Source organism: Micromonospora sp. BL1, from assembly GCF_003667485.1.
GTDB lineage: Bacteria > Actinomycetota > Actinomycetes > Mycobacteriales > Micromonosporaceae > Micromonospora > Micromonospora tulbaghiae.
The window spans coordinates 22091-34997 of record NZ_RCVK01000274.1 but is presented as its reverse complement, the minus strand read 5'-3'; the positions used below and the strand labels follow the sequence as shown (position 1 = coordinate 34997).

9 protein-coding genes are annotated in these 12907 nt (G+C 71.8%); 7 read left to right on the top strand and 2 right to left on the bottom strand.

The features are described 5' to 3' along the window. Positions 1–52 precede the first annotated feature (52 nt). On the bottom strand, positions 53–2770 hold the full coding sequence (locus EAD96_RS19860) for a sugar-binding protein (RefSeq protein ID WP_121685377.1): 2718 nt from the start codon (positions 2768–2770) through the stop codon (positions 53–55). Positions 2771–3293: 523 nt separating this feature from the next. Here EAD96_RS19860 and EAD96_RS19855 point away from each other — a divergent pair. The 7 genes from EAD96_RS19855 (at position 3294) to EAD96_RS19825 (ending at position 11927) form a co-directional block, all read left to right on the top strand. Continuing rightward, on the top strand, positions 3294–4442 hold the full coding sequence (locus EAD96_RS19855) for an ROK family transcriptional regulator (RefSeq protein WP_121685376.1): 1149 nt from the start codon (positions 3294–3296) through the stop codon (positions 4440–4442). Between the two features lie 246 nt (positions 4443–4688). Beyond that, positions 4689–5741 carry an extracellular solute-binding protein gene (locus EAD96_RS19850; protein WP_121685375.1) on the top strand — a complete coding sequence of 351 codons (1053 nt, stop codon included), beginning with the start codon at positions 4689–4691 and terminating at the stop codon, positions 5739–5741. A gap of 61 nt (positions 5742–5802) precedes the next feature. Further along, entirely contained in the window at positions 5803–6876 is a 1074-nt protein-coding gene (locus EAD96_RS19845; RefSeq protein WP_121685374.1) for an ABC transporter ATP-binding protein, read from the top strand. Continuing rightward, on the top strand, positions 6873–8621 hold the full coding sequence (locus EAD96_RS19840) for an iron ABC transporter permease (RefSeq protein WP_121685373.1): 1749 nt from the start codon (positions 6873–6875) through the stop codon (positions 8619–8621). Before EAD96_RS19845 ends, EAD96_RS19840 begins: the two co-directional genes overlap by 4 nt. Continuing rightward, on the top strand, positions 8609–9430 hold the full coding sequence (locus tag EAD96_RS19835; RefSeq protein WP_121685372.1) for a creatininase family protein: 822 nt from the start codon (positions 8609–8611) through the stop codon (positions 9428–9430). Before EAD96_RS19840 ends, EAD96_RS19835 begins: the two co-directional genes overlap by 13 nt. A 47-nt stretch (positions 9431–9477) precedes the next feature. Beyond that, positions 9478–10932: an argininosuccinate lyase gene (locus EAD96_RS19830; RefSeq protein WP_121685391.1), complete on the top strand. Its 1455-nt coding sequence runs from the start codon at positions 9478–9480 to the stop codon at positions 10930–10932. A 95-nt stretch (positions 10933–11027) separates the two neighbouring features. Beyond that, the gene (locus EAD96_RS19825; RefSeq protein WP_120569439.1) at positions 11028–11927 is read left to right on the top strand and encodes an ROK family protein; all 900 of its coding nucleotides are present in this window, start codon (positions 11028–11030) and stop codon (positions 11925–11927) included. Positions 11928–12048: 121 nt separating this feature from the next. Here the strand turns inward: EAD96_RS19825 and EAD96_RS19820 are convergent, their stop codons facing one another. Then, positions 12049–12906 (bottom strand): CoA ester lyase, encoded by an 858-nt coding sequence (locus EAD96_RS19820; protein WP_121685371.1) that lies wholly within the window; start codon positions 12904–12906, stop codon positions 12049–12051. Position 12907 lies beyond the last annotated feature (1 nt).

The following is a 12907-nucleotide window of genomic DNA, read 5'->3' as shown; positions in this document are numbered from 1 at the left end:
GCCTGCCGGCCCGGCCCATCGCGTGCGTCAGATCGACGCGATCAGTGTCCGCTCAGCAGATCTTCTTCGACAGAGCGGTGGTGGCGCCGCCGTGCTCGTACGAGACGAGCAGCGAGGTGCCGGCCGGAAGCGACCCGCTCAGCGGCAGGACGAGCGTGCCGTCCTTGCGCAGCTCGGCCTTGGCGTCCGCCACGACCCGGGTGCCGTCCCAGAGGAAGGCCCGGGCGGTGCCGGCCTTCTTCACCTGCAGCTGCACGGACACCTTGCTCGCGCTGCGGGTGACCTTCTTGATCTTCACGGTGTTGTCCGCCAGCTTGGCGTAACCACCCGGTGCGACCCCGTCCGAGACGGACTGGAGCAGGGTCTGCGGCGAGTCCACGCTCAGCGCCGCGGTGTCGGGCATGATCGGAGCCTTCGGCGCCGACGGCTTCGCCGGCAGGTCCGGCAGGAGCGCGTTGCCCCAGCGCCACGGGTCGGCCCGCACGCCGCTCCAGGTCGACCAGCCGACCCGGGTCTGCGAGCTGAGGTCCTGCGTGTCCGAGTCGTTGACCAGGATGTTCAGGCCCATCCGGCTCGGGTCGATGGTGTCCGGCAGCACGCTGAACGGAATCTTGACCTCGATCCGGTAACCCGTGTACGGGTTGCTGGTCACCACGGAGGCGATCTCCACACCCGGCGCGGTCTCCGGGCCGCCCTGGTGGTTGTCCCGCTCCCGGGCGAAGCACGGCGGGTTCCCGTTGGCCGGGTCGTTCGTGGCCGGGAAGAGCGCCATGTTGAACACGGTGGAGGTGTTCGCCGAGTTGCCGCGCGGGTCGATGCCGAACTCGATGTTGTCGTTACGGCGCGGACGCTTGCAGTCCTCCGGCGGCAGGACGGTGCCGAGCACGTCGTCGGTGATGTTGAAGATGGCGTACAGGGCGTCGTCGGTGTGGGTGAGCTGGGCGGTGCCGGAGATGTCCGACGCCGGGGCGGCGGTGCCCTCCCAGCGGGTGGAGATGTCGATGACCTCGCCGGTGTACTCGTGGTCGTGACCGTGCCCGTCCACAGTCGGGGCGGTGGCGGCCTTCGGGATCGTGGTGGTCGGCACCAGGTTGAACGCACCCGGCTCGCTCGCGCTGCCACCGGTGTAGCTGGTCTCGATCTGCACCCGGTAGGCGCCGTTGTCCGGGGCCCGGTTGGCCGTCGGCAGCGACGTGTCGGTGTTGGTCACGGTGAACGTCACCGAGGTGCTGGCGCCCGGCCGCAGGCCGCTGTACGGCACCTGCTGCTCGGCCACCGAGAAGCCGGCGGGGACGTTCAGCTTGACCGTGCCGGACTCGACGCGGGTGCCGTGGTTGGTCAGGTTGACCTTGACGCTGCGGGTGCCGCCGCTGGGGATGTTCAGCAGGGACTCGATGAGCGCGTCGAGCTGCTGGGTCTTGTTGCGCACGGTCCAGGCGCGGAAGTCGGCGATCTCCTCCAGCGGCTCCAGGGTGCCGCGCACCGGAGCGGTGCCCTGCACCCGGGCGCTGCTGACGCCGCTGCCGTCCTTCTTGCTGGTCAGCGTGGCCTCGAGCTTGAAGCGGGTGCCCACCTCGACCTGCGCGGGCGGGGTGACGGTGAAGGTCTTCACGACCTCCTTGCCCGGCGTGAGCGTGCCGACGTTGCCGTTACCGCTGACCTTCCAGCCGGCCGGGACGTCCAGGGTGACCTTGGCGCCCGGGATGGCCTTCTCGGCGTACAGGACGGTGTCCACCTTGATGGGCTGGCCGCCGACGGCCTCCCAGTTGCGCGGACGCACGTGGACCTCGGTGCCGAGCGGCAGGCCGCCAGGGGCGCGCAGCGTGGCGCCCTGCAGCGCACCGGTGCCGGCGCCGACGTTCGGGTCCGGGTACGGCGTGCGGGTGTCGATCAGCGTCAGCCGGTTGCAGCCGATGGCGTCCGGGTTGGTCGTCGGGAAGGAGCTGTTGCCCCAGCCCTGCGACACGTACTCCCGGCGGGCCCAGGTCTGGACCGTGTTCCACCGGTTGCCGTCGTGCCGCGCCGACTCGTACCCCTGCCAGGTGCCGAAGATGACGTCGCTGGTCTCGGCCGGCGTGAACGTCGTCTCGCAGGCGGGGCCGTTGGTGCCGGTGGTGCCGCTGCCACCGGTCTGGAAGATGCGGGAGACCCGCCAGGGCTTGAGCCCTTCCTTCTTGATCTGCTCCGGGAACGCCTTCGGGTCGGCCGCCGCGTAGAAGGCCTCCACGGCCAGCATGGCCGCCTTCTGGTGGTTGCCGTGGTTGCCCTGCGTCGCCGAGGGGTTCATCGTGAGAATGACCTCGGGCTTGGTGGTCCGCAGGACCCGCACGATCCGGGACAGCGTCTCCTGGTGGCCCCAGACCTCCTCGGTCAGGGGAGCGCTGGCGGTGTACCAGAAGTCCAGCGCGTCCAGGTTGTAGATGTGCTCGACGCCGGCCCAGCCGACGGCCTTGCGCTCCTCGGCCTCCCGCAGGATGCCGAGCTCCGGGCCCTCCTCGAGACCGGTGGCGTTGCCACCGCCCTCGCCGCGGGTGGTGGTGATGACGCCGGCCTTCATGCCGTGATACTCGTTCCAGTATCCGAGCATGCCGAGCTGGCCGGCCTCGTCGTCCGGGTGGGCGCCGATGAACATGATGTCCAGGTCGACCGGCTTGTCGGACTTCTTGGCCTGGGGCTTCGGTGCTTGCTGGGGGTTGGCCTGGGCCGGAGTGGCCAGGCCCAACGACAGCAGACCGCACATGGCGATCGCTGCGCTGGTGCGCCATCTCATGGGCATACCTCTTCGTCTCGAAGCGAGAGTGCTGCGGCTGGGGACGGTCGGCCCGGCACGGGCCGGCTGACACGTGGCTCGTGCCGGGCCGTGATGCAGACAGCTGTCCACTGAGGACCGTCGGGTCCTCGGGGGTCGTGGTGCTCGACAACGGGATGGTGGTGCTCGCGCACCGTCACGGGGTGAGCGGTACGCGCGGTGGTGACGTCGGTCCACCGGAAGGCCTTCGGGCCGTAACCTAGGGATCTTGCGGAGGCGTCGTCAATAGCTCTGGACGACTTTCTTCCTTATCCGAATAAACGATCGTGCCTGCTCAGGGCGATCATCGGGAGGCCGGCCGTGGCATGGGGACAGTCTTTGTCCAGGTTTGGCACCCCAATGTGGACCACAGGGCTCGGTTTTGCGCGTCATGTCGGGCTGGCCCCAGCCCGACCGGCTTGTCGGTCGCAGAATTTTCCCTGGTCGGTGGACCGAGATCATCTCGTTACTTGACGGCAGAATTTTTTCTCACTAGGAAGAAAGTGTGTCTGACAAAGCCCCGACCAGCCCGGTCAGCCGTGAGCGGTCCCGTGAGATCAAGCGTCTCTCGGTGATCTTGGCCGCCCGGCAGGCCCGGCGGCTGTCCCGCGTCGACCTGGCGGAGATGACCGGCCTCTCGGCGGCCACTGTGACCGCGCTCGTGCGGGAACTCGTCGCCGAGGGCTACCTCATCGAACGCGGCCCGGGCGCGCCCACCACCGGCCGGCCCCGGGAGATGCTCGAGTTCAACCCCCGCGCCGAGCTGGTCGCGGCGGTGTCGCTGGAGCCGCCCCGGATCAGCTGCGAGATCGCCGACAGCGAGGGCGCGGTCATCGCGCACCGCGTCGCGCGGCTCGGCGCGAACGTGGTGGAGACCGTCTGCGAGTTCGTCCTCGACCTGGTCGGCGACAACCTGCCGTCGCTGCGCGGCGTCGCGATCGCGGTGCCCGGCGTGTCCAGCAACGGCGCGGTACGCCTCGCGCCGTCGGTCGGACTGGTCGAGGCGTGGCCGATCGGCGAATCGGTGCAACGGCGGCTCGGCGTACCGGTGGTCGTCGACAACGACGTCAACCTCATGGCCGCCGGCGAGTGCGTCGCCGGCGCCGGCGCGGACGTGGCCAACCTGCTGCTGATCCACGTCGCCGACGGCATCGGCGCCGGGCTCGTGCTCGACGGCAAGGTCCGCCGCGGCGCCAGCGGGGCCGCGGGCGAGGTCGGCTTCCTGCCGCTGGGCGGCGCGGCCGAGCGCCGCTACAGCGGCGTCGGCGAGTTCGAGGCCCGGTGGTCGGTGAACGCCATCGCGGAACGGGTCGTCGCGCTCAACCCGGGCCGCCGGCCCGAGTCGCCGGTACGGGAGCTGAGCCGGCTCGCCGCGACGTCGGCGCCCGCCCGCGCCTACCTCGACGAGGTCCTCGGCGCCTGGGCCGGGCTCATCCTCTCCTGCGCCTGCGTGGTCGACCCAGGGCTGGTGCTGCTCAGCGGCGCCGCCGCGGAACTCGACGACCCGGCGCTCGACCAGCTCCAGACCCTCGTCTCCGCCCGCACCCCGGCACCCACCGAGGTGCGGCGGGCCACCCTCGGCGACCAGGCCGTGCTGCACGGAGCGATCAGCTACGCGCTCTCGGCCGCGGTGCCCCGGCCCTCGCTTCCCTGACCACCACCCGACCCCCGACGACTCCGACACCGACCCCGACACCCACCCACCGTCACCGCAACCGTCGCGGCGACCGCGTCCCTGGCGACCGGTCGCGGCGCGATACGGCGCGCCCCGGTCCGGCGCGCCCCCCCGCGGACCCTCGACCCCGTCCCGGGGAACCGGCGAACCCGCCGGCGCCTCCGGTCGGGATCGCACACCGTCTTTTCCCGCTTCCGATAGTTCCCCCGCAAAGTGGAGGTACCAATGAAACGTCGTTTGGCCCTGGCCGTCGCGTTCAGCGCGCTGCTGGCCGTCAGCGCGTGCGGCAGCAGCGACGACGACAAGGACGCCGGCTCCTCCGGCTCCGCGTCGGCCGAGAAGGTCGTCATCTACAGCGCCCGCGACAAGTCGGTCACCGACTACGTCGTCGAGCAGTTCACGACCAAGAACCCCGAGTACAAGGGCAAGGTCGAGGTGCTCAACATGGGCGCCCAGGAGGTGCTCGAGCGGGTCCGCGCCGAGAAGGCCAACCCGCAGGCGTCCGTCTGGTGGGGCGGCACCCAGCAGGGCCTCGCCGCCGGCGCGTCCGAGGGCCTGCTGGAGTCCTGGCAGCCCTCGTTCGCCTCGAAGATCGACGCGCGGTACAAGGACGCCGAGGGCCGCTGGTTCGGCGAGATCCTGCTGCCCGAGGTCATCATGTACAACAACAAGGCGCTGACCCCGGAGACCGCGCCGAAGGACTGGGACGACCTGGTCGACCCGAAGTGGAAAGACAAGATCATCATCCGGGACGTGGCCGCCTCCGGCACCATGCGCTCGATCTACGCCTCGATGATCCAGCGCTTCACCGCCGACGGGTCCAACCCGCAGCCCGGCTACGACTGGCTGCGCAAGCTCGACGCCAACACCGTCGAGTACGCCGCCAACCCCAGCGACCTCTACCTGAAGATGTCGCGTGAGCAGGGCGTGGTCAGCGCCTGGAACCTCCAGGACATCCTGCTGCAGGCCAACGAGAAGATGCCGTTCGGCTACGTGATGCCGGCCTCGGGCGCCCCGGTGCTCGTCGACGGTGTGGCCGCGGTCAAGGGCGGCAACAGCGAGGGCGCGAAGAAGTTCCTCGAGTTCCTGTTCGACGACTCGCTGCGGGCCAGCCTGGCCAAGGACTACTTCCAGATCCCCGCTGTCGACATCGCCGAGAAGCCCGAGTGGCTGACCAAGCTCGACCTCAAGCCGATGGACGTCGACTGGGACGTGATCGGCAAGAACGAGACCGCCTGGATCACCCACTGGAACGCCCAGATCAAGGGCAAGGGCTAAGACGCTCGGATCCGGGCCGTGCTCCGGCACGGCCCGGCTTCGTCCTGGAAGGACCCACGAAATGATCGATGTCCGACTGACGGCGGTCAGTAAGCGCTTCGCCAAGTCGAGCGACTCCGCGGCGGTCGATGACGTCACCGTCACCATCGGAGCGGGCGAGTTCTTCACGCTGCTCGGACCGAGCGGTTGTGGCAAGACGACGACGCTGCGCATGGTGGCCGGCTTCTACTTCCCGACCTCCGGTCACATCCACTTCGGCGACGACGACGTCACGCACTGGACGCCCAACAAGCGGGACACCGGCATGGTGTTCCAGAACTACGCGCTGTTCCCGCACATGACAGTGGCGCAGAACGTCGCGTACGGGCTCAAGGTCCGCCGGGTCTCCCGCGCCGACCAGGCCCGCCGGGTGGAGGAGGCGCTCGCCCAGGTGCACCTCGCCGGGTACGGCGACCGGCGCATCGACGCGCTCTCCGGCGGCCAGCAGCAGCGCGTCGCGCTGGCGCGGGCCCTGGTGATCCGCCCTCGCACCATGCTGCTCGACGAGCCGCTGTCGAACCTCGACGCGAAGCTGCGCGAGGAGACCCGCGCCGAGATCCGGCGCATCCAGCGGGAGAGCGGCACCACCTCGATCTACGTCACCCACGACCAGGCCGAGGCGATGGCGATGTCGGACCGGATCGCGGTCATGGAGTCCGGCCGGGTCCAGCAGGTCGGCTCCCCGCACGAGGTCTACTACCAGCCCGCGAACGCGTTCGTGGCCCGGTTCATCGGACGCAGCAACGTGCTGAGCCTGCCGGTGACCGGCGCCGCGGAGCAGCGCGTCCAGGTACGCCTGCCCGGCGGCGCCACCATCGAAGTGGGCGCTCCCGCCGGTCACGGGCTCGCCGAGGGCGACACCGCACTGGTCTCCGCGCGCCCCGAGCACATCGCGCTCGGCGGCGACGACGGCACGGCGGCCATGCGCGGCCGGATCAGCCACGTCGAGTTCACCGGCATGGCCACCCACATCACGGTCGACGTCGACGGCGCCGAGGTGATGGCCGCACTGGTCGACGCGCCCGCCGGCATCCAGCTCGGCGACGTCGTGGGCCTGCGGCTCACACCGGAGCGGCTCTGGGTGGTCAAGCCGTGACCGCTGCGACCCCGACCGCCCCCGGCTGGGCGGCGGCCCTCGGCCGGCGCCTGGCCGGCGGAGCCGGCTCCCGATGGTTCCCCTACCTGCTGGTGCTGCCGCTGGTCCTGGTGCTCTGGGGCTTCGTCGTCCAGCCGATGTTCGCCACGTTCCGGGAGAGCGTCAGCGCCAACGGCAGCGACAACTACCTCCAGTTCCTCTCCTCCTCCGGGGTGGCCCGCGAGTCGCTGTTCACCTCGCTGTTCATCTCGGCGGCCAGCGTGCTGCTCTGCGGCATCGTCGGCGTGGCGATGGCGTTCCTGCTCAAGCGCTTCCACTTCCGCGGCCGGCGGCTCATCGAGGCGTTCATCCTCGTGCCGGCGGCCCTGCCGCCGCTGATCGGCGCCGTCTCCTTCCAGCTGCTCTACAGCAACATCGGCATCGTGCCGCGCGGCCTTCAGGCGCTGCTCGGCACCGACAAGCCGGTCCTGGCCTTCGACGGCATCGCCGGCGTGCTGGTGGTGCACACGTTCACCATGTACCCGTTCTTCTACCTGGCCGCCTCCGCGGCGCTGGCCGGGATGGACCCCTCGGTGGAGGAGGCGGCGTACAACCTCGGCGCGGGCCGGGTACGCGTGTGGCGCACCGTCCTGCTGCCGATGCTCACCCCGGCGCTGATCTCGGCGTCGCTGCTGGTCTTCATGACGTCACTGGCGTCCTACACCGCGCCACTGCTGTTCAACGTCAGTCAGACCATGACCATGCAGATCTACATCAACCGCACCAACGGCGACCTGCCGATGGCCTCGGCGTACGCCTCCGTGCTCGGCATCGTCTCGATCATCTTCCTGCTGGCCATGCGCTGGTACGAGGGGCGGCGCAACTACCAGTCGCAGTCCAAGGGCATCTCGGCGGTCCGGCGGGAGATCACCAACCCGATCGGCCGCTGGCTCGCCCCGCTCGCCTCGGTGCTGGCCACGCTGGTCCTGCTCGCCCCGGTCGGCGCGATCGCGCTCGTCGCGTTCTCCGCGGACCGGTCCTGGACCACCGAGGTGCTGCCGCCGACGTACACGTTCGAGAACTTCGTCACCATCTTCACCGACCCCAAGGCGTTCCAGCCGATCCTCAACTCGGTGCAGATGAGCCTCCTCGCGGTCGTGGGCTGCGTGGTGATCGGCGTGCTCATCGCGTACGCGGTGCGGCGGCTGACGTTCGTCGGTCGCGGCCTGCTCGACGTGGCCGTGATGATCGCCTGGGCGCTGCCCGGCACGGTCGTGGCGATCAACCTGATCTCGGCGTTCAGCACCGGCAACGCGTTCAGCTTCGGGCAGGTGCTGGTCGGCACGTTCTGGATCCTGCCGCTGGCCTACTTCGTGCGGTTCCTGCCGATCGTGTTCCGGTCCAGCTCCGCGACGCTGGCGCTGATCGACCCGTCGCTGGAGGACGCGGCGCGCAACCTGGGCGCCTCCTGGCTGCGCGCGTTCTACACGATCACCGTGCGGCTCATGCTGCCCGGCGTGCTCGCCGGCGCGCTGCTGGCGTTCGTGCACGGCGTCGGCGAGTTCGTCGCCTCGGTGCTCATCTACACCTCGTCGACGGTGCCGATCTCGGTGGCCATCAACAACCGGATGTACAGCTTCGAGCTGGGCACCGCGGCCGCCTACGGCATGCTCCAGGTGCTGCTCATCTTCGTGGTGATGTGGTTCTCCGGGCGGCTGGAGAGCAGCCGGACCGCGACCCGGAGGGCCGAGCAGTGGACGAACTGATCGAGCGGTGGCGGACCGGGGGAGGACTGCTCCCGGTCACCCGGGTACCCGGGCACGCGTTCGCCGCCGTGACCGAGGCGGCCGACCTGGCGGTGCTGCCGGTCGGCGCGGTCGAGTGGCACGGTCCGCACCTGCCGATCGGTACCGACCTGATCCTGGCCGAGGGCTTCGCCGGGGAACTGGCCACCGGGTCCGCCCGGGCGGTGCTCTTCCCGGCCACGCCGTACGCCGCCTGCCCCGGCCAGACCCGGCCCTGGCCGGGCACCGTGGCGCTGCGCCCGGAGATCGCCGTCGGCTACCTCGCCGACGTGCTCGCCGGCATCGTCGAGGCGGGTCTCACCCGGGTGCTCGTGGTCAACGGGCACGACGCCAACATGTCCACCGTCCGCGCCGCGATGGAGTGGGTGTCCGGGCGGCACCGGGCCAGCATGATGCTGGTGAACTGGTTCCAGCTCGTCGGCCCGGACGAGACGGCCGGGATGTTCGGGGAGCTGCCCGCCCGCGGGCACGGCGGCGCGTACGAGAGTTCCGCGGTGCTCGCCTTCGACCCGGCCGCGGTGCGCCTGGACGCGGCGCCGGACCTGCCGCCGAAGCCGAAGCTGCCCACCCCGTACCCGTACGTGCTGGTGGAGTCGCGGCCGGACCCCTGGCAGGGCTGGTCGGGCCACATCTCGCTGGCCGGCGAGGAGGCCGGCGGCCGGATCCGCGTCACCGCCGGCGCACGCCTGCGCGAGCTGGTCGGGGCGTGGCTCGCCGCGCCGCTGCCCGGGCCGCCCGGCGCCGACGGGCCGGACCAGACGACCGGATGACCACGCGCGGCACGCCGCACGACAACGCACCACCTCGGGAGGCCACCATGAGCCCGTCACTGACCGTCTACCAACAGCACCATCTCCGCGTCGTGTTCGACCACCACGTCGCCAACCTCTACCCGGCGATGGTCACGGCCAGCAAGGCCCACGTCGTCATGCTCGCCGAGCAGGGCCTGATCTCCGACGAGGCCGCCGCGACGATGCTGCGCGGCCTGGTCGCCCTCACCGGTGACCGGCCCGAGGAGCTGGAGTACGACGGCAGCGTCGAGGACGTCTACTACACGCTGGAGAAGCGTCTCGCCGCCGCGGCGGGCATCGAGGTGTCGCAGCTGAGCGTGCAGCTCGCGCGCAGCCGCAACGACCTCGACGCCGGCGTCTTCCGGATGGTGCTGCGCGACCAGCTGCTCCAGGTGCTCGACGCGCTGCTGGCCACCGGCCGGACCGTGCTGGACCGCGCGGACCGGCACGCCGACGTGGTGGTCACCGGCTACACGCACCGCCGCCCGGCCCAGCCGACCAGCATCGGGCACGTCTTCGCCGGCTACGCCGAGGCGCTCGCCGGTGAGGCCGCCGCGTACGCCGACCTGCTGGACGAGATGAACCGGTCGCCGCTGGGCTCCTGCGCCTTCGCCGGCACCGACCTGGACATCTCGCCCCGCCGCCTGGCCGACCTGCTCGGCTTCGACCAGCTCATCGTCAACTCGTACGAGGCGGTGGCCGGCGCCGACCACCTGGTCCGGGTCGCCACGCTCAACGCGCAGGCGCTCGCCACCGGCGCCCGCCTCGCCCGCACCCTGATGGACTGGCTGAGCTGGGGCTGGGTGGTCACGCCCGGCGAGTTCACCCAGGGCAGCAGCATCATGCCGCAGAAGCGCAACCCGGTGGTGCTGGAACACCTCGTCTCGATGGCCGGCGCCGCCGCGGCCGACGCGGCGAGCGTGCTCAACAACGTCGGCGCCGCCTGGTGGGAGGACTCGAACAACGCCACCACCGACGTGCAGTCCCGGCTCTGGGAGGGCGACGACCGGGCGTACCGGTTCTTCTCGCTGCTCGGCGGCCTGATCGAGAAGCTGGACCCGCAGCGCCCGCCGTCCGGCGAGGAGATCGTCGCCTCCGGCGCCACCACCACCGCGGCGGCCGACGCGCTGGCCCGCCACGGCGTGCCGTTCCGGGGAGCCCACTCGCTGCTCGGCCGGCTGGTCCGCGGCGGCGCGCCGGCCACCTGGACCGACGAGCTGGTCCGGTCCACCGCCGCCGACCTCGGTCTGACGCTCGACGACACGGCGGTCCGGGACCTGCTGGCCGCCGCGGTCCGCCCCGAACTCGTGCTGCGCCGCGCCCAGGCCGACGGCCCCGGCGAGGCGGCCGTCCGGGACCAGGTCGGGCGACTGTCTACAATGCTCGACGCGGTGCAGGAGCGGGCGCAGACGTTGCGCGAGCGGCTGACCCGTGCCGACGCGGCTCTCGCCGAGGCGGTCGCGGCGAGGGTAGGCCCGTGACGGGGCGGCAGACGCAGCTGGCCGTGGTCGCGGACGTCGTGTCGCGGCGACCACGTGATCTGGACCGACGGCCCGAAGGGCGATCTGACATCACCATGGAACGACCGGCAAATCCACGCCTGCTCGGCATCGACTTCGGCGGCACCAAGATGGCGATCGGCGTGGGCGACACCGACGGCCGACTGCTCGCCTCCGAGCGCCTGCCCACGATCGCCGAGCAGGGCGCGCAGCAGGCCCTCACCCGGGCACTGGACCGGGCGTGCGAACTCGCCGAGCAGACCGGCGGCACGATCGTCGCGGCCGGCATCGCCTCGCCCGGCGTCGTCCACGACCACGGCATCGAACTGGCGCCGAACGTGCCCGGCTGGGAACAGTTGCGGCTGGGCGAGGCGGTCCGCGCCCACCTGAACCTGGCGCACGTGCGGGTGACGAACGACCTGAAGGCCGCCGCCTACGCCGAGCTGCGGCTCGGGGCGCTGCGCGACGCCGATCCCGGACTCGTCGTCGGGCTGGGCACGGGAGTCGCCGCGGCGGTCACCGTCAACGGCGAGGTGCTGCCGGGCCGCCACGGCGCGGCCGGCGAGATCGCCTACGGACTGACCGACCTCAGCTGGCCGCCCCGCCTGGAACCGATGCTGGAGGCGACGTTCTCCGGCCGGGCCCTGGACGAGCTGGCGCAGCGGCTCGGGGTGGACGGCCGGGCGGCCGGCCTGTGTGCCGCCGCGGAGCAGCCCGGACCGGTACGCGATCAGCTCCGCCTGCGCGTCGACGAACTGGCCCGCCAGCTCGTCACGTGCTGCCTGCTGCTCGACCCGCAGCGGATCGTGCTGGTCGGCAGCGTCGCGGGCAACGACCTGGTGCGGGAACTGCTGACCGAACGGCTCACCCACACGCTGCCGTACCCGCCGGAGATCGTGCTGTCGGACTTCGCGCAGGACGCCGCGCTGCTCGGCGCGCTCGTCATGGCCACCGAGGCCCAGCCCGCGGTGGTCTGACCGGAACCACTGGAAGACGCCGCCGGGCGGGGCGCACGGGAGCGCCCCGCCCGGCTCACGCCGACCGGCTCAGGGCGCGGAGCGTCGCACCCGTCGACGGTTCCCGGCCCGGCGTCACGGTTCAGCCGGCGGACGCCTCGGCGCGGCGTACCACCTCGGTGGCGGCGCGCACCACGGCCCGGTCCAGCAGCCGGCCGTCGGCGTCGGTGGCCACCCCGGAGCCGCCGCGTTCGGCCCGCTCCAGCGCCGCCAGCACGGCCCGGGCGGAAGCCACCTCCTCGGCGCTGGGGGTGAACACCTCGTTGATGGTTGCGATCTGCCCGGGGTGGATGGCACTGCGGGCGCGGAAGCCCTGCCGCAACAGCGCCCTGGTGGTCCGCTCCAGCCGCTCGGGGTCGCGCAGCGTCGTCTCCACCGGTCCCACCGCGGGGGCGATGCCCGCGGCCGCCGACGCGACGACGACCTGGGCGCGGATCGGGGCGAACTCGGCGCGGTCCGGTCCGGGCTGCAACCCCAGCTCGCCGGCGAGGTCCGCCTCGCCGAGGCCGAGCCGCAGCACCCGCGGCGCTTCGGCCACCCGCGGCGCGGTGAGCACGCCCCGGGCGGTCTCGATCAGCGCCACCACCCGGAACGCCGGGGCGTCCGGGCCGAGCCGCCGCTGCACCCGGGTCAGCGCGGCGTCGACCTCGGCGAGCAGCTCCGGCTCGGCCTTCGGCACCCACACCCCGGCCGCCGCGGGGGAGAGCACCTCGACGTCCGCCTCGACCTGGTCGCTGTTGATCCGCACCCACAGCGCGGGGCCGGACGGCGCGGCGGCGCCCAGGTACCCGGCGACCGTCTCCCGGGCCTGCGCCTTGCGAGCGGGTGTGACCGCGTCCTCCAGGTCGAGCACGAGCGCGTCCGCGCCCCGCCCGGCCGCCTTGTCCAGCAGGTCCGCCCGGTCGCCCGGCACGTACAGGTAACTGCGCGCCACCGCCATC